Source organism: Serratia sp. 201, from assembly GCF_037027545.1.
In the GTDB taxonomy this organism is placed as follows: Bacteria; Pseudomonadota; Gammaproteobacteria; order Enterobacterales; family Enterobacteriaceae; genus Serratia; species Serratia bockelmannii.
Genome location: NZ_JAXCHC010000003.1, coordinates 339623 through 357086, shown reverse-complemented (window position 1 = coordinate 357086; position 17464 = coordinate 339623). Strand labels below are relative to the sequence as shown.

Here is a 17464-nt window from a genome sequence, read left to right as displayed (position 1 = left end):
AACAGACGAGGGATTTGATGCAACATCGCAAGATTACCTTTATCGGCGCCGGCAACATGGCGCGTGCAATCATCGCCGGCCTGGTGGCGGGCGGCTATCCGGCCAAATCCATCAGCGTCTGCGCCCCTTCGGCGAAAAACCGTGACGCGCTGGCGGCGGACTACGGCATCGTCAGCAGCGGCGACAACGTCGCCTGCGCGCGTGAAGCCGAGGTGGTGGTGCTGGCGGTCAAACCGCAGATGATGGCCGACGTGTGTCAGCCGCTGCGCGAACAGGTCGATTTCGGCGGCAAACTGGTGCTGTCGATCGCCGCCGGTATTCAGGTCAGCCGTTTCTATCAGCTGCTCGGCGACCAACTGGACATCGTGCGCATCATGCCCAACACCCCGTCGCTGGTCGGCAAGGGCATGAGCGGGCTGTACGCGCCGGCGCAGGTCAGCCAACAGGATCGCGACTACACCGGCGATTTAATGGCGTCGGTCGGTAAAGTTTGCTGGGTAGATGACGAAAATGGCATCAACGGCGTGATCGCCGCCGCGGGCAGCGCCCCGGCTTATTTCTTCCTGTTTATGGAAGCGATGCAAAAAGAGGCCGAACGCATGGGCTTCGACAGCCAGACCGCGCGCGATCTGGTGCAGCAGGCCGCTTCCGGTGCTGCCGCCTTGGTGGAAGCCAACCCGGATACGCCGCTGGGCACGCTGCGCGAGCAGGTGACTTCCAAAGGCGGCACCACCGCCGAAGCGCTGCGGGTGTTCAACGAACGCCAACTGCCGGAAACCGTGGCGCAAGCGATGCAGGCCGCCGTTTCTCGTGCGCAAGAAATGGAAAAATTATTTTAAATAACCATGAGTTAAGGAGAAGGACCACTTCATGCTAACGCTGACTTTCCTGGTCAAGACCGTTATTGATCTGTACGTGATGGTGCTGTTGCTGCGCATTTGGATGCAATGGACGCGCACCGATTTTTATAACCCGTTCTCGCAGTTTGTGGTGAAGATCACCCAACCGGTGGTCGGCCCGCTGCGCCGCATCATCCCATCGCTGGGGCCTATCGACAGCGCTTCTCTGCTGCTGGCGTTCCTGTTGATGACCATCAAGTACCCGCTGCTGCTACTGATCCAGGGCGGCGCGATATCGCTCAGCCCGTATAACCTGCTGTTCGGCCTGATCTCGCTGGTCAAGTCCGCCGGCTACCTGATCTTCTGGGTGATGATCATTCGTGCGCTGATGAGCTGGGTAAGCCAGGGCCGCAGCCCGATCGACTACGTGATGTACCAGCTGACCGAACCGTTGATGGCGCCGATCCGTCGCATCATTCCGGCGATGGGCGGTATCGACTTTTCCGCCATGGTGGTGATCCTGATCCTCTATCTGATCAACTACCTGGGCATGGATCTGTTCGGCGAGATCTGGTTCCTGCTGTGAGTGCCGTCACTCCGGTGCTGGACGGGCTGGCGATCAGGCTATATATTCAGCCGAAAGCCAGCCGCGACCAAATTATCGGCTTGCATGGCGACGAACTAAAAGTCGCCATCACCGCCCCGCCGGTCGACGGCCAAGCCAACGCCCATTTGATCAAGTTTATCGCCAAGCAGTTCAAAGTGGCGAAAAGCAACGTCACCATCGAGAAAGGCGAACTGGGGCGGCATAAACAGTTACGCATCGTGAATCCGCAACAGATCCCCGCCGTGGTCGCGGCGCTCATCGAATAATTTTCAAGGTAGTCATTATGCAAAAAGTCGTTCTTGCCACCGGTAACCCGGGCAAAGTGCGCGAACTTGCCGACCTGTTGGCCGATTTCGGCCTGGACGTGGTCGCGCAAACCGATCTGGGCGTGGAATCCGCCGAAGAGACCGGCCTGACGTTTATCGAAAACGCCATTCTGAAAGCGCGCCATGCGGCACAGGTCACCGGCCTGCCAGCGATCGCCGACGACTCCGGTCTGGCGGTCGACGCGCTGGGCGGCGCGCCGGGCATCTACTCCGCACGCTACGCCGGTGAAGACGCCGACGATCGGCAGAACCTCGACAAGCTGCTGGCGGCGATGAAAGACGTGGCGCTGGGCAAGCGCGGCGCGCAATTCCACTGCGTGCTGGTCTATCTGCGCCATGCGGCAGACCCGACGCCGCTGGTGTTCCACGGCAGTTGGGCCGGCGAAATCACCGAACAGGCCGCCGGTGAAGGCGGCTTCGGTTACGACCCTGTCTTCTACGTGCCGGAACTGGGGCGCACCGCCGCCGAGCTGAGCCGCGACGAGAAGCGGGCGATTTCGCACCGCGGCAAGGCGCTGAAGCTGATGTTGGAAGCCATGCGCAATGCTTAAGCTGCCCCCGCTGAGTCTCTACATCCACATCCCGTGGTGCGTGCAGAAATGCCCGTATTGCGACTTCAACTCCCATGCGCTGAAGGGTGACGTACCGCATCAGGAGTACGTCGATCATCTGTTGGCGGATCTGGATGCCGACCTGCCGCTGGCCGGCGGCCGGGAAATCAGCACTATCTTTATCGGCGGCGGCACCCCCAGCCTGCTGAGCGCCGAGGCGATGCAGGCCTTGCTGGACGGCGTGCGGGCGCGCATTCGCGTCGCCGACGACGCCGAAATCACCATGGAGGCTAACCCCGGCACCGTGGAAGCCGATCGCTTCAGCGGCTACCAGCGCGCCGGCGTCAACCGCATCTCCATTGGGGTGCAAAGCTTCAGCGCCGAGAAGCTGACCCGCCTGGGGCGCATCCACGGCCCGGAAGAAGCCAAACGCGCGGCGACGCTGGCGACCGGCCTTGGCCTGCGCAGCTTCAACCTCGATCTGATGCACGGCCTGCCGGATCAGTCGCTGGAAGAGGCGCTGGACGATCTGCGCCAGGCGATCGCCCTCAATCCGCCGCACCTGTCGTGGTATCAGCTGACCATCGAGCCGAACACCCTGTTCAGCTCACGCCCGCCGGTCTTGCCGGACGACGACGCGCTGTGGGACATCTTCGAGCGCGGCCACCAGCTGCTGAGCGCCGCCGGCTATCAGCAGTATGAAACCTCGGCCTACGCCAAGCCGGGCTACCAATGCCAGCACAATCTCAACTACTGGCGCTTCGGCGACTATCTGGGGATCGGCTGCGGCGCGCACGGCAAGGTGACCTTCAGCGACGGACGCATCCTGCGCACCGCCAAGACCAAGCACCCGCGCGGCTTTATGCGCGGCGACTACATGGACAAGCAGCATGAGGTGGCGGCGGCGGATCGGCCGTTCGAGTTCTTCATGAACCGCTTCCGCCTGCTGGAAGCCGCGCCGCGCGCCGACTTCGTCAACTACACCGGGCTGGCGGAAAGCGTTATTCGCCCGCAGCTGGACGAAGCGCTGGCCAAAGGCTATTTGGAAGAAACCGCGGAGCATTGGCAAATTACCGAGAAGGGCAAGCTGTTCCTCAACTCGCTGCTGGAACTGTTCCTGGCGGACGACGAGTAAAAAAAAAAGCGCTGAATGATCAGCGCTTTTTTTCATGTTCAGGCGGCATTATGAGGGCGGTGCGTCACGTCGCCACGCCCCTTCAGCAATCCCTCAACGGAAACATCCTCGTCCAACGCGTCCCAATGGATGCCGCGAGCGCTGAGCTCATACCCCGCCCGCTGTTCTTCCGTCGCGTTCAACAAACGGGGAAACCAGGCCAGCGGCACGCCAATAATTCTGGCGTCACTTAGTTCGACCCACATCGTCGTATCGTCAAAGCTGACGCGTTTAGCCGAAATACTCATGCCAAGCCTCCAAAAACAATGCCTGATAGGTATCAACCAGACCAGCCAACTCTTTTAGCGTTCTGGCGTTAAAGCCATCATTACGCGCCAACTGCACGCCAGGAACCAACCAAAATTTCGCTTCAGCCTCAGCGTCTCTGATATGAACATGCGGCGGCTCAAGCGGGTCACCCTCATTTGAATAAAAAAAGAACCTATAGCCTTTATAACGGAATATCACTGGCATCAATGCAAAATCCTTTTGCCCATTGATTATAGTTTAGCCAGTTTCTCAGATAGCCGTCGTGAGGTCAAAGAACGCACGGCGGCTATGCCTATCCGTTACTTCAACGCCTTGAGCAGATCCTTGCGCTGGGTTTCCAGTGCGGTGACGCGGTTGCACACGTCATGACCGAAGTTCTGGAAGTCCTGCTCCTGGTTGTTCCATTCGTTCTGGATCGCCTTCTGCAAGCCGCCCAGGTTGCCCATGATCGCCTGCAGCGGGTTGCCGCCGCTGTTGGCGGCCTGTTTGACGCCCATCTCGTTCAGGCTGTCCTGCAGCACCCCGCCCATGCTCTGCTGCACGATGTTGCGGCCGTCCTGTTCCACCTGGTCAATCGCCTGGTGGTGGAAGGTCAGACCGTCGCTGCGGTGTTCGATGATGCGGTTCATCTGCTGTTTCAGCTGGCCGTTCAGGGTGGTCAGCCGGTTGCGCACGTTGCTGTTGCTGCCCAGCTCTTTAACGATCACCTTATCCAGCGCCGAGCGGGCTTTCTCCAGGTGCTTCTGCGCGCCGTCGTCGATCCACGGCAGCTGCTTGCGCAAGGCGCTCTGGTAACTGAAGGCTTTCTGCCGCTGGCTGTCATTCAAGCTTAGCGCCTGGCCGTTGCGGATCACGTCGCCATCCGGCGATATTTGCAGATCGCCGCTGGCGCCTTTCACCTGCACGCTCTGCGGGCTGATGATCACATCGTCCTGGGGTTTAACGCTGCACTGGTACTCGGCATGCGCCTGCGCGGCAGTCGCCGCCAGCAGCAGTAAGGCTAACCCGGTTTTCTTCAACATAGCTTCTCCTGACTCCCATCCAGACTGGGATTAAAAAATCGAACGACCGATACGTTGAGACAACAGTTCCAGCGCCGCAGTTCCCGCCAGCGAGTTGCCGGAAGCATCCAGTTCCGGCGACCAAACGACGATCGACAGTTCGTCCGGCACGATGGCCACGATGCCGCCGCCCACGCCGGACTTGCCCGGCATCCCCACCCGATAGGCGAATTCGCCGGCGCCGTCGTACATGCCGCTGGTCATCATCAGGGCGTTGATCTGCCGGGCCTGCAGCGGGCTGATCACCGCCTCGCCGCTGAGATCGCGGCCGTGATTGGCCAGATAGACGAAGCTGCGCGCCAGTTCCACGCAGCTCATGCGCAGCGCGCAGTAGTGGAAATAGGTTTGCAGCACGGTGATGACGTCGTTTTCGAAATTGCCGAACGACTTCATCAGATAGGCGATGGCCGCATTGCGATCGGAGTGTTCGAACTCGGAGCGCGCCACCCGCAGGTCATAGGCCAGGTCGTCTTCACCGGCCAACTGACGCACCACCTCCAGCATGCGCTGTTTGGGGGCGCTGAGCCGGGTTTGCAGCATGTCGCACACCACCAGCGCGCCGGGGTTGATAAACGGATTGCGCGGTTTGCCCTGCTCCATCTCCAGCTGCAGCAGCGAGTTGAACGGCAGGCCAGAAGGCTCTTTGCCGACGCGCCGCCAGATCTCAGGCTCCTGATAGCGCGTCAGCGCCAGCGTCAGGCTCAGCACTTTGGAGATCGACTGGATGGAGAAGCGCTCCGCGGCGTCGCCGGCCTGGAACAGTTCGCCATCCACCGTACACACGGCGATCGCCAGCCGATCGGCGGGCACTTCCGCCAACGCCGGGATGTAGTCGGCCACTTTTCCCTGGCCAATCAGCGGGCGCACCTGTTGCAGGATCTCTTCCAGCAACGCGTTATCCAATGTTGTTACCACCTCGGTCACACTCCGGGCAAAACAAAGGCGCCGTTAAGGCACCTTAGATCAATAAAACGGCGCGGCGCGAAGCCGCGCTCATCGGGCAAGCGCGATCAATCCCACCAGATATCGAACAGATCGCTGACCTTAACGTCGGACAGTTTGCGCGCTTCCAGCCAGTTTTTCACCAGTTCGCGATGCTCGTCGGTGCAGTGGCCGATCTTCTGCAGGCAGATCAGACCTTCCCACTGCAGGTAGCCGCTGCCGTCAAACGCCAGACCGTTCGGCTCGATCACTTCATCGATGAAGGTATCGAGCGTGCTGTCGATATCTTCCACCGACGTGCCTTCGGCGAAGCGCCAGGCTACGGAGAAACCCAGCTCCTGAAATTCTTCAATGTGCAACTTTTTACGTAAACGACGACTGCGGTTCTTAGCCATTATTCTTTCCTCTCAAACATCAAGTCCCAAACGCCATGTCCCAGGCGCTGGCCGCGTAATTCAAATTTCGTCAGTGGGCGCGAATCCGGACGCGGCACATAATCATTATCGCTGGAAAGATTACGGTAGCCTGCGACCCCGTTCATAACCTCTAACATATGTTCCGCATAAGGTTGCCAATCGGTGGCCATGTGGAAGACCCCGCCGGTCTTCAGCTTGCGCAGCACCAGTTCGACAAACGGCGTTTGCACGATGCGGCGCTTGTTGTGGCGCGCCTTGTGCCACGGATCGGGGAAGAACAGCTGCACCATGTCCAGCGAGCCGTCCGGGATCATGTTTTCCAGCACTTCAACCGCATCGTGGCACATCACGCGCAGGTTGCTCAACTTCGCCTCGTGGGCGTCGGCCAGGCAGGCGCCCACGCCCGGCGAGTGCACTTCGATCCCTAAAAAGTTCTGCTGCGGGTTGTTACCCGCCATGGTCACCAGCGAGGCACCCATGCCAAAACCGATCTCCAGCACCGTCGGCGCTTCGCGGCCAAACAGCGCGGTGAGATCGACAGCGTCAGTCTGATACTCCACGCCCATCACCGGCCAATAGTTCTCCAGCGCGTGCTGCTGGCCTTTGGTCAGCCGCCCCTGGCGGCGGACAAAACTGCGGATACGGCGCATCGCGCGGCCGTTCTCATCAAATTCCGGGGAGATGACGTCATTAATCATAGTGCTTTCTGTCTGTTTGGCTGCCAATTAGGGAAACGCGCATTATGCAAAGATACATTGGTTTAGCAAGTGTTCATCTTCTGTACCCGCCGTGCGGCGTCGGAAAGTTCCGGTTTACAGCACCATGACTCTATGCTGCAATCTCGCTTCATTTTCTGCCGGATAACGACGCTGCCCATGATGCAAGCACAACAATTCGCACAGGTGGTGCTTGACTGGTATCAGCGCTACGGTCGCAAGACTCTGCCGTGGCAGCTGGAAAAAACTGCCTATCAAGTATGGCTCTCCGAGGTGATGTTGCAACAGACCCAGGTTGCCACCGTCATTCCTTATTTTCAGCGCTTTATGGCCCGTTTTCCTAACGTGCGCGCGCTGGCGGAGGCCCCGCTGGACGAAGTGCTGCATCTGTGGACCGGTCTCGGCTATTACGCCCGCGCCCGTAACCTGCACAAGGCGGCGCAGACCATTGTCTCACAGCACGGCGGCGAGTTCCCGACAACCTTCGCAGAAATCGCCGATTTGCCGGGCGTTGGCCGCTCTACCGCCGGCGCGGTGCTGTCGTTGGCGCTGGGCCAACACTATCCGATCCTCGACGGCAACGTGAAGCGCGTGCTGGCTCGCTGCTACGCGGTGGAAGGCTGGCCGGGCAAGAAAGAAGTCGAAAACCGGCTGTGGAAAATCAGCGAAGAGGTGACCCCAGCTCAGGGCGTCGGCCAGTTCAACCAGGCGATGATGGATCTGGGCGCTATGGTCTGCACCCGCTCCAAGCCCAAGTGCGAGCTCTGCCCGCTCAACGTCGGCTGCCTGTCTTACGCCAACCACAGCTGGGCCAACTACCCCGGCAAGAAACCCAAACAGACTCTGCCGGAAAAAACCGCCTACTTCTTATTGCTGCAGCACGGCGACCGCGTGTGGCTGGAACAACGCCCGGCGGTGGGCCTGTGGGGCGGCCTGTTCTGCTTCCCGCAGTTCAGCGCGCGCGTGGATTTGGAACTCTGGCTGCAGCAGCGCGGTCTGAAAGGCAAGCGCCTGGAACAGCTGACCGCATTTCGCCACACGTTCAGCCATTTCCATCTCGATATCGTGCCGATGTGGCTGTCGCTCGACGCGGCGGGCAGTGGCATGGATGAGGGCGCGGGTCTCTGGTATAACTTAGCGCAGCCGCCATCGGTCGGGCTGGCAGCGCCGGTGGACCGCCTGTTGCAACAGCTGGCGAAGCAGCCCCCGATCCAACAAAACTTATATGGCGATAGCGCCATCGATGAGGAATTAGCATGAGCCGCACCATTTTTTGTACTTTCCTGCAGCGCGACGCCGAAGGCCAGGACTTCCAGCTTTATCCCGGCGACGTCGGCAAGCGCATCTACAACGAGATCTCCAAGGAAGCCTGGGGCGAGTGGATGAAGAAGCAGACCATGCTGATCAACGAGAAGAAGCTGAACATGATGAACGTGGATGACCGCAAGCTGCTGGAAGAGGAAATGATCAAGTTCCTGTTCGAAGGGCACGACGTACACATCGAAGGCTATACGCCGCCGAGCGAATAACGCTGTTGGGGCCAGGCGCTGGCCCGCTTCAATCCTCTTATACTTCTTCCAAACGGCTTTAAGATGAAGAAAATTTTAGCTTTGCTCGTAATAGCGCCTTTGCTGATTTCCTGTTCCGGCAAAAAAAGTGAAGAAATCAACGAAGCCTGGATCAAAGACACCAACGGCTTCGACATTCTGATGGGCCAATTTGCCCACAACATCGAGAACATCTGGGGTCTGAATGAAGTTCTGATCGCCGGGCCGAAAGACTACGTTAAATATACCGACCAATACCAAACCCGCAGCCACATCAACTTCGACACCGGCGCCATTACCATCGAGACCATCGCCACCACCGATCCGGCTGCGCACCTGCGCCAGGCGATCATCAGCACGCTGCTGATGGGTGACGATCCGGGTTCGATCGACCTCTATTCCGACGCCAACGATATCCAGATCAGCAAAGAGCCGTTCCTGTACGGCCAGGTGCTGGATAACAAGGGCGCGCCGATCCGCTGGGAATGGCGCGCGGCGCACTTCGCCGATTACCTGCTGCAGACCAAGCTGCAAAAACGCACCTCCGGCCTGCACGTGATCTACTCGGTCACCATCCAGCTGGTGCCGAACCACTTGGACAAACGTGCGCACAAATACCTGCCGATGGTGCGCAAGGCGTCGGAAAAATACGGCGTGGACGAGTCGCTGATCCTGGCTATCATGCAGACCGAATCGAGCTTCAACCCGTATGCGGTGAGCGGTTCGGACGCACTGGGCCTGATGCAGGTGGTGCAGCACACCGCCGGTAAGGATGTGTTCCAGATGCGCGGCAAGTGGGGCACCCCGAGCCGCAGCTACCTGTTCGATCCGGAAAACAACATCGACACCGGCACCGCCTATCTGGCTATCCTGCAGAACAACTACCTGGGCGGCATTCAGAACCCGACCTCGCGCCGCTATGCGGTGATCACCGCTTACAACGGCGGCGCAGGCAGCGTGCTGCGGGTGTTCTCCAGCGACAGAACGCGTGCGGTGGGCATCATCAACGGCATGCAGCCGGGCGACGTGTACCAAACGCTGACCACCAAGCACCCGGCCGCCGAGTCGCGCCGCTATCTGGTGAAAGTAAATACCGCGCAGAAGAGCTACCGCAGAAAGTAACGCTTCCCGCGTGGATAAATGAGAAGGGCCGGTGCGAACCGGCCCTTTTTCTATGGCTTGATCATGTAGCCGAAGATGCGCTTCCAGCCGTGATCTTTTTTCTCGATGTAGACCCCCTGCAGCTCCGGCGAGAAGCCCGGCAGGCGGTTGATGCCCTCTTCCAGCGCCAGGAAATAGCGCTGCACCGCGCCGCCCCACACTTCGCCCGGCACCACGCACAGCACGCCCGGCGGGTACGGCAAGGCCCCCTCCGCCGCGATGCGCCCTTCCGCCTGGCCGATCGGCACCAGCTCGACGTTGTCGCGGATAAACTCCACGTTGGCGTCCTGCGGGTTCATCACCACCGGCGGGAAATGATCCTGGCGGAACATCTCTTTTTGCAGCTGCTTGACGTCGAAGCTGACGTACAGATCGTGCATCTCCTGGCACAGCCGGCGAATGCTGTAGCCACGATAGCGCTGCTCGTTCTTGCGGTACACCGTTGGCAGCACCACGCTCAGCGGCGCGTCTTCTGCAACATAGCGCTCGAACTGCGCCAGCATCTCCACCAGCTGTTCCATCTTGGCCGGGTTTTCCGCCGGAGTCAGCAGGAACAGGATCGAGTTGAGATCGCACTTCTCCGGCACGATGCCGTTCTCGCGCAGGAAGTTGGCCAGAATGGTGGCCGGCACGCCGAACTCGGTGTATTGGCCAGTCGCGGCGTCAATCCCCGGCGTGGTCAGCAGCAACTTGCACGGATCCACCAGATACTGATCCTGGGCATAGCCTTCGAAGCCGTGCCACGTTTCCCCCGGTACGAAGGTGAAGAAACGCGCGTCATTGGCAATCAGATCGGTATCGTAATCCTGCCAGTCCTTGCCCGCCACCTGCAGCGGAATAAACGGCTTCAGCTGCGAGCAGCGCGTGAGCAGCTGTTTACGCGTCTCGATGCCCAGCTTGACGCAGTCCATCCACATGCGACGTCCGGCGGCGCCGGCATGCATCTTGGCGTTGACGTCCAGCGCGGCGAACAGCGGATAGAACGGGCTGGTCGACGCATGCAGCATGAACGCATTGTTCAGATGCTTATGGTTGCAGTGGCGCTTCTGCCCTTTGATATGGTCGTCTTTCTTGTGGATCTGCGAGGTCTGCGAGAACCCCGCCTGCTGTTTATGCACCGACTGGGTGACAAAAATGCCCGGATCGTGCTCGTCCAGCTCCAGCAGCAGCGGCGAGCACTCTTTCAGCATCGGAATAAAGCCTTCGTAGCCCACCCAGGCGGAGTCGAACAGGATGTAATCGCACAGGTGGCCGATGGTGTCGATCACCTGGCGAGCGTTGTAAATCGTGCCGTCGTAGGTACCGAGCTGAATGATCGCCAGCCGGAACGGCCGTGCCGCTGCGGCTTTCTCCGGCGCCACTTCGCGGATCTGCTCGCGCAGGTAGCGTTCGTCGAAGCAGTGCGCATCGATACCGCCGATAAAGCCGAACGGGTTGCGGGCGGTTTCCAGATAGACCGGCGTGGCCCCAGCCTGGATCAGCGCCCCGTGGTGGTTGGATTTGTGGTTGTTGCGATCGAACAGCACCAGATCGCCACGGGTCAGCAGCGCGTTGGTCACCACCTTGTTGGCCGCCGAGGTGCCGTTGAGCACGAAGTAGGTTTTATCGGCGTTGAACACCCGCGCCGCGTGCTTTTGCGCATCCTTGGCCGATCCTTCGTGGATCAGCAGATCGCCCAGCTTGACGTCGGCGTTGCACATATCGGAACGGAACAGGGTTTCACCGTAGAAATCGAAGAACTGCCGGCCGGCCGGGTGTTTGCGGAAGAACTCTCCGCCCTGATGCCCCGGGCACGCAAAGGTCGAGTTTTCCATCTCGACGTAGGTCTTCAGCGTTTTGAAGAACGGCGGCAGCAGCGCCTGCTCGTAGGCGTCGGCGGCGGCCTCCAGCTGCGCCATGTAGAATGGCTTGCTGGCGCCGGCCAGCAGCGCGAAGACCCCGCTGACAAACGGCAGATAATCCGGGGAAAGATGCTCGTCCCCTTCCACCGCCACGAAGGTCGGAATATCGAACCCCGTCGCCTGCAAGCGCGCCAGAATGCCGGCGTCCACGTCGGCGACCGACACCACCACCGCCGCCACGTCGGTGTAGTCCGTCTGCTCTACGCGCACGATCTGGCGCAGCGTCTCAATGGTGGCGACCAGGCTGGCGCTGGTCGCGATTTTCAATTCTTTCATCATGCTGACTCTCAAACGGTGAAGGATGAGGGTGTGCCACCGGCACGGTAATGAGATAACGCGGTTATCCCGGTAAAAGCGATACCCGGGCACGGCAGCATAAGCGGCGTGCGTGACCGGCTCATGATCGGGGGATCATCAGGCGGCTATCGGGGGAACTGGTCTTGGCAGCATCCGACAGGCATCAGTAAAATCAGGGCAGAAGCGCTGGCTTTACGCATGCCTAACAGCGAGCATCAGGCGGCCTTACCGCATGGCCGGCAGGCGTATTCGGGCGGAGGACGTGCGGAGGAAACAACGACGGAACGGTGACGGCGTCAGATGTCTGGTGCGCAGCAGCGCTTGAGCAACAAAACCAGTCATGCCAATAACCCTCTGGCTTATAAGAAGCGGGAACACCGTCAGGGAACGGAGAGTGCTAAAATTTGCGCAATGATTGCATGATTCGTTGCGGGGTTCAAGCAAGAATCGTCTTGATTGAACGCCTATTGAACCAAGCATAACTAATTGTTATTTAATTTAAAAACAAGAAATCACGCATTTTAAAGTGGTATAAATACACGTTTTATATGCATATTTATTGAGTAGCGTTGGCTCCCTGCGCCACTCCCCTTTTGGTTATCTGCCTGAAAATAGAGCAACCGATCGGCTTTGTGACAGAAAGCGATTGACGCCATCCGGCCAATACGGTTTAATGCGCCCCGTTGCCCGGATAGCTCAGTCGGTAGAGCAGGGGATTGAAAATCCCCGTGTCCTTGGTTCGATTCCGAGTCCGGGCACCATATTCAGAAGAACCCGCCTATGGCGGGTTTTTCGCTTTCTGGAGTACGGACTCTCCATCGAACTGCGTTCGATTATTCGGTCTGAAGACCTCACCCTGCGGGCCAGCGCTGAAGCGCTGTTCAACACGGCGCCAGCGCCGGTTGTCCGAGTCCGGTCGCCCTATTCAGAAGAACCCGCCTATGGCGGGTTTTTCGCTTTCTGGAGTACGGACTCTCCATCGAACTGCGTTCGATTATTCGGTCTGAGACCTCACCCTGCGGGCCAGCGCTAAAGCGCTGTTCAACACGGCGCCAGCGCCGGTTGTCCGAGTCCGGTCGCCCTATTCAGAAGAACCCGCCTATGGCGGGTTTTTCGCTTTCTGGGGTACGGATTCCCCATCGCTTCATCCGATGGGGTGTAACTTCGCATTACAGGTGGACTCTCTCGAAAGAGCGCCCCTAATCCCCAACTACCCGAACGTCAAACGAACGCGCTCATATTCCGTGTTTATTGAGTGTTTTATTGTCGAACGGTGATGGGAGACAGTTACGAACATATAACCGCATCCCATTGTTAAATAATAATATATTGCACAAAAACTAGGAACATTCCGAATAAAAACGACATTACTGTCAATTCATTCATATAGGGCTATGCTGAATTTTACCCATTGATAAGGCATTTTTAACCTATTCCGCTGCCAACACGAAATAATGGAGGATCCGGCGACAATGGCCATTGATATGTATATGAAAGTTGAAGGAATGACGGGCGAGTCCCAAGACAGCAATCATAAAGGATGGACCGACGTACTTTCGTTTAACTGGGGCGCTTCACAGCCAGGAAATATGGCTGTTGGCGGCGGGGGTGGCTCTGGAAAAGTGAATTATCAAGACCTCCGTATTCAAGCCCTTATCGACAAATCTACGCCCGCTATTCTCAAATATTGTTCCAGTGGAAAACATGTCGCGAAAATCGAGCTTTCCGTATGCAAAGCGGGCGGCAACCAGGTGGAGTATTCCAAAATCGTTCTCGAAGACGTTCTGGTGACGCAAACCGATTTTAACGGTGTAGGCCAAAATGATGCGATCGTGGTTGATTACGCCTTCCAGGCGTCAAAAGTCACCATGAGTTACTGGGAACAAGGCAGCAGCGGCACTAAAGGCGCGGAAAGCAAATCTGGTTGGGATATCAAGCAGAATAAAGAGAGCTAAGCGCATTCTGGCACCTAACAATACGTTAATGATCGGGTGATAAAATCATGGCAATGGATATGTTTTTAAAAGTTGAAGGCATTAATGGTGAATCGAAAAATGCGAATCACAAGCAATGGATCGATGTCTTTTCCTTTAACTGGGGCGCGCGACAGCCTGGCAATATGGCCGTTGGCGGCGGCGGCGGTGCGGGTAAAGTGAACTTTCGCGATCTGACCGTACAGGCTCTGATAGATAAAGCGACACCTGCCTTATTGAAATACTGCTCGGCCGGTAAACATCTCGCCAAGGTGCAGTTGTCTCTTTGCAAAGCCGGTGGGCAGGAAGTGGAATATACCCGCATTACCCTGGAAGATGTATTGGTGACTCATACCGACTTCATCGGTGTCGAGCACGGTTCCACGCTAGGCATTGAGTACTCTTTTCAGGCCGGTAAAGTGTCGATGGAATACTGGGAGCAAGCGAAGCAAGGTAATAAAGGGGCTTCGGTGCAGATGGGCTGGGATATTAAGCAAAATAAAGAAAGCTAATCACATTACGGTGCATATCGTAATGACGGGGGCATTATGGCATTTCCTAAGTCACATGAAATTTTAGCTCTGACATCGCAACACGAATCGAATAATCGGGTGTCGGCCAACTTTTTGACCCGCGAGATTTTAAATGAGGCGCTGATCCTCGTCAGGTCTCTGTCACCAGAAGAAGTCTTTCGATTAACAAAAACGGAGACCGGCCAGATCGCGTTTACGCTGGGTGAACTCAAAGATGAAAACAACCGCCGGTTGACAGCCAATACTATTGAGTCAGGACAACGACCAGGCGGAAGAATTAATCACCTGGATAACCGAATTAATGTCTCTTTTCCCGGAACCTCATGGCAAATGGGAGCCCGTGTTCAGCATTTTGAGAATATCGCATCGAGTACCGTAGGTGGGGCCGGTCTGGTTTTGATCGCGGGATTATGGACGGGAGCCGGTTCTGGCGTTGGCAGCATTTTAGGCCGAAATGCCGCCCAGCTCGCTGTAGTGACAGGCACTTATTTGGGTAAACGCTTCGTGACCAATAAAACCATGGTCGTGAATCAGATGGCGGCGCATATCAAAAACCTTGCCGATATGTTTAACTCTACCCACAATGCCTTTAATGATTTCAAGTTTGAAAGCACAGCCAAACGCGCACAATACAGCCCCGATCCTCAAGCAGAGTACCCTATTACATTTGAACAAAAAGTCACGGATAATAATGCAGTTCCTGCTAACTATGCCGAGACCATTCAGGCCATCGTGCGCCGTTTTGTAACGGGAACCTACGAGCGTGTAGATATCGTCGGCCAGGGCGATATGTTTATAAAAGTTTTTTTCAGCGATGGGGAACTGGACATTTCGAAAGCCCAGTATGACTATCTCAGCAATTTGAAGCTCCCGTGATTGATCAACCTGGCAGGTCTTCACGCTTGTGGCGCAACGGTAGCCATTCAGTCCAGGGGGCAAAAATGCCTCGAGCTGACCAAAAGATTTTTATTGTCGGTAAGAATGGTCAATGATGATGACAAGGCAGATTGCCGGATCGGATTCAACCGTTGCGCCAGCGTGGCCAGGTTTTTCACACTCGCCTCGAGCAAGCGTCCTCTCCGGCCAGCCTTTGCCCGGCATTAATTAAACGAACCCTAACACCGGTAGTTAACGCGAACCATCCGCGCCCATAGGGTGATGCAACTCGGGGTAAAATATTGCCATTCGGGGGGCAACAAGAAGAGATAAAGGTACAGAAGTGTGCGTATCACCTTAGTGAAAGAGTGTGATACCCTGCCGCAAAAAATAAAATAACACATTGAATTTAATGATAAAAACTAAATCACAACGCGCAGATTTCATAATTTCACTTCCGATTTCATCTTTGCAAAAAGCATCCTGCCTCTAATATCACGTTATTTCACCTTCCCCGTGCCTATTTTAAGGCTATTCTAAGCAACGAATACACCGATCCCGGCAATGCAATGGCATAGACACCAGAAAAGCAGATAAGAACTCATACGGTGGGCATCCTCCCTGGTGGCCGTTTTTATGGCTTGATGAATCAGGGAGAGATCGGATTTTTACTTAGGAATATTCATTAAATACACGCGCAAAACCTTCATAGGAATTTTCATGGAAAGAAATACACCCGTAGCCTTTACCTAATGCGCTACCGAATTCTAAACGGGCATTTAAAAGTGCGGTATTTTTGGCCTGCACACCGTTTAATTACATTTAATTCGTGAAGCTTACTTATAAGAAAAAGGCAGCCTGGTTGCTATAAGCCACCCTATCTGCGGCCGTATTTCTGGGTATTATTCTCATTATACTGGAGCTTATTAATGAATCAGCATTTGGATATCATCGGTATTGGCCTTGGCCCGTCGAATCTTAGCCTGGCAGCCTTAGGAAGTGAAATAGAGGGATTTACGGGACAATTCCTTGAACGCAAACCTCATTTCTCCTGGCACCCAGGGATGATCCTGGCGGACTGCAGTATGCAGACCAACTTTTTAAAAGATTTAGTGAGCGCGGTTGCCCCAACCAATCGCTACAGCTTTCTCAACTATCTGGTAAAAAACAGAAAATTTTATCGTTTCCTGACGACGGAGCAGCGCACCGCATCGCGCGAAGAGTTCGCCGATTACCTCACCTGGGCCGCCGCCGGGATGGGATCATTGGCATTCAATCAAGACGTTCAGCGGGTCGAATTTGACGATCGGCAGCGCCAGTTCGTGGTGACCACCTCGAATAAGGTCTTCCACGCCAGGCACGTAAGTATCGGTATTGGCAAGAAAATAAAGCTGCCTGATTGCGTGACGACGCAAAGCGATCGCTGTTTCCACGCCAGCGAAATGATGCTGCGCAACCCCGATCTGACCGGCAAACGCGTGGCGATCGTCGGTGGCGGCCAGAGCGGCGCAGACCTGTTCCTCAATATTTTTAAAGGGGAATGGGGGCAACCGGAGCAGCTCGACTGGATATCGCGCCGCAACAACTATAATGCGCTCGATGAAGCGGCCTTTGCCAACGAATACTTCACGCCCGATTACGTCGAGAGCTTTTACTCACTGGATAGCGCGGCCAAACGGCATATGCTGGCCGAACAGAAAATGACCTCAGACGGCATCACCAGTGAGTCGCTGCTAGCGATTTATCGCGCCATGTACCACCGCTTCGACGTCCTGCGCGAGAAATTATGGGTGCGCCTGCTGCCCAGCCGTTCGCTGACGGCCGTGAAACACACGCTGGATAACGCCTACCAACTCGAAACGCGTCATCATCTCGATCACGGCGAAGAAGCCTTCAAGGCGGACGTGGTGATCTTTGCCACCGGTTATCAATCGGCCACGCCAGAGTTCCTTGAACCTTTGGCCCACCGCTTACTAACCACTGCGGAGGGCGAATACCGCATCGCCCCAGACTTTACCTTTGAGTGGGAAGGCCCGGCGGAGAACTGCTTATTCGCCATGAACGCCAGTATGCACAATCACGGCATTGCCGATCCGCAGTTGAGCCTGATGGCGTGGCGGTCGGCTCGCATTCTTAATCGGGCGTTAGACCACAAGCCATTTGATCTGGGAACAACGCCGACAGCCATTCAATGGCGCAGTGAAAGCGCACCACCCGCGTTTTAAATACAAGAACGACTTAATCATTGTCACTACGCTTTGATGGAATTACGTA

19 protein-coding genes and 1 tRNA gene are annotated in these 17464 nt (G+C 56.7%); 13 read left to right on the top strand and 7 right to left on the bottom strand.

All coding sequences use genetic code 11. From position 1 onward, the window contains the following. The first annotated feature begins 17 nt into the window (after positions 1-17). Genes proC through hemW form a run of 5 tightly spaced genes read left to right on the top strand, consistent with a single transcriptional unit; the run spans position 18 to position 3458 of the window. The gene (gene proC / locus WA302_RS17315; protein WP_025304249.1) at positions 18-839 is read left to right on the top strand and encodes a pyrroline-5-carboxylate reductase; all 822 of its coding nucleotides are present in this window, start codon (positions 18-20) and stop codon (positions 837-839) included. Positions 840-870: 31 nt separating this feature from the next. After that, complete coding sequence (locus WA302_RS17310; RefSeq protein ID WP_025304250.1) at positions 871-1425, top strand: YggT family protein; 555 nt, start codon at positions 871-873, stop codon at positions 1423-1425. Next, positions 1422-1712: a DUF167 family protein YggU gene (gene yggU, locus WA302_RS17305; RefSeq protein WP_004948014.1), complete on the top strand. Its 291-nt coding sequence runs from the start codon at positions 1422-1424 to the stop codon at positions 1710-1712. Before WA302_RS17310 ends, yggU begins: the two co-directional genes overlap by 4 nt. A 17-nt stretch (positions 1713-1729) precedes the next feature. Beyond that, positions 1730-2323 carry an XTP/dITP diphosphatase gene (locus tag WA302_RS17300; protein WP_043141349.1) on the top strand — a complete coding sequence of 198 codons (594 nt, stop codon included), beginning with the start codon at positions 1730-1732 and terminating at the stop codon, positions 2321-2323. Next, entirely contained in the window at positions 2316-3458 is a 1143-nt protein-coding gene (hemW, locus tag WA302_RS17295) for a radical SAM family heme chaperone HemW (protein ID WP_033635947.1), read from the top strand. The genes WA302_RS17300 and hemW overlap by 8 nt, the downstream gene beginning before the upstream one ends. 38 nt (positions 3459-3496) lie before the next feature. Here the strand turns inward: hemW and WA302_RS17290 are convergent, their stop codons facing one another. From WA302_RS17290 to trmB, 6 genes are all read right to left on the bottom strand, one after another. After that, positions 3497-3745: a DUF2442 domain-containing protein gene (locus WA302_RS17290; protein ID WP_025304253.1), complete on the bottom strand. Its 249-nt coding sequence runs from the start codon at positions 3743-3745 to the stop codon at positions 3497-3499. After that, positions 3729-3971, bottom strand: a complete 243-nt coding sequence (locus WA302_RS17285) for a DUF4160 domain-containing protein (RefSeq protein ID WP_004937418.1) — start codon at positions 3969-3971, stop codon at positions 3729-3731. The genes WA302_RS17290 and WA302_RS17285 overlap by 17 nt, the downstream gene beginning before the upstream one ends. Before the next feature lie 95 nt (positions 3972-4066). Next, a complete protein-coding gene (locus WA302_RS17280) occupies positions 4067-4789 on the bottom strand; it encodes a DUF2884 domain-containing protein (protein ID WP_043141352.1) in 723 nt (240 codons plus the stop codon). Between the two features lie 30 nt (positions 4790-4819). Beyond that, positions 4820-5743 carry a glutaminase B gene (gene glsB / locus WA302_RS17275; RefSeq protein ID WP_004937414.1) on the bottom strand — a complete coding sequence of 308 codons (924 nt, stop codon included), beginning with the start codon at positions 5741-5743 and terminating at the stop codon, positions 4820-4822. A gap of 95 nt (positions 5744-5838) precedes the next feature. Next, a complete protein-coding gene (locus tag WA302_RS17270) occupies positions 5839-6165 on the bottom strand; it encodes a YggL family protein (protein ID WP_025304256.1) in 327 nt (108 codons plus the stop codon). Further along, positions 6165-6884: a tRNA (guanosine(46)-N7)-methyltransferase TrmB gene (trmB, locus tag WA302_RS17265; protein ID WP_043141355.1), complete on the bottom strand. Its 720-nt coding sequence runs from the start codon at positions 6882-6884 to the stop codon at positions 6165-6167. Before trmB ends, WA302_RS17270 begins: the two co-directional genes overlap by 1 nt. Before the next feature lie 177 nt (positions 6885-7061). On the opposite strand from trmB, the gene mutY reads away from it, so the two are divergent. The 3 genes from mutY (at position 7062) to mltC (ending at position 9571) form a co-directional block, all read left to right on the top strand. Then, positions 7062-8162 (top strand): A/G-specific adenine glycosylase, encoded by a 1101-nt coding sequence (mutY, locus tag WA302_RS17260; RefSeq protein ID WP_074055087.1) that lies wholly within the window; start codon positions 7062-7064, stop codon positions 8160-8162. Beyond that, positions 8159-8431 (top strand): oxidative damage protection protein, encoded by a 273-nt coding sequence (locus WA302_RS17255; protein WP_004937404.1) that lies wholly within the window; start codon positions 8159-8161, stop codon positions 8429-8431. Before mutY ends, WA302_RS17255 begins: the two co-directional genes overlap by 4 nt. A gap of 63 nt (positions 8432-8494) precedes the next feature. Beyond that, positions 8495-9571 (top strand): membrane-bound lytic murein transglycosylase MltC, encoded by a 1077-nt coding sequence (mltC, locus tag WA302_RS17250; RefSeq protein ID WP_004937402.1) that lies wholly within the window; start codon positions 8495-8497, stop codon positions 9569-9571. Positions 9572-9621: 50 nt separating this feature from the next. Here mltC and speF read toward each other — a convergent pair whose 3' ends face one another. After that, the gene (gene speF / locus WA302_RS17245; protein ID WP_049208424.1) at positions 9622-11787 is read right to left on the bottom strand and encodes an ornithine decarboxylase SpeF; all 2166 of its coding nucleotides are present in this window, start codon (positions 11785-11787) and stop codon (positions 9622-9624) included. 706 nt (positions 11788-12493) lie between these two features. Between speF and WA302_RS17240 the strand changes: the two genes are divergently transcribed. The 5 genes from WA302_RS17240 to WA302_RS17220 all read left to right on the top strand — a co-directional run bounded on the left by WA302_RS17240 (position 12494) and on the right by WA302_RS17220 (position 17415). Beyond that, positions 12494-12569, top strand: a tRNA-Phe gene (locus WA302_RS17240). Positions 12570-13280: 711 nt separating this feature from the next. Next, entirely contained in the window at positions 13281-13763 is a 483-nt protein-coding gene (locus tag WA302_RS17235) for an Hcp family type VI secretion system effector (RefSeq protein WP_025304260.1), read from the top strand. A gap of 47 nt (positions 13764-13810) precedes the next feature. Further along, a complete protein-coding gene (locus tag WA302_RS17230; protein ID WP_025304261.1) occupies positions 13811-14293 on the top strand; it encodes an Hcp family type VI secretion system effector in 483 nt (160 codons plus the stop codon). A 36-nt stretch (positions 14294-14329) separates the two neighbouring features. Then, entirely contained in the window at positions 14330-15190 is an 861-nt protein-coding gene (locus WA302_RS17225) for a hypothetical protein (protein ID WP_238476092.1), read from the top strand. Positions 15191-16119: 929 nt separating this feature from the next. After that, a complete protein-coding gene (locus tag WA302_RS17220; RefSeq protein WP_025304263.1) occupies positions 16120-17415 on the top strand; it encodes a lysine N(6)-hydroxylase/L-ornithine N(5)-oxygenase family protein in 1296 nt (431 codons plus the stop codon). Positions 17416-17464 lie beyond the last annotated feature (49 nt).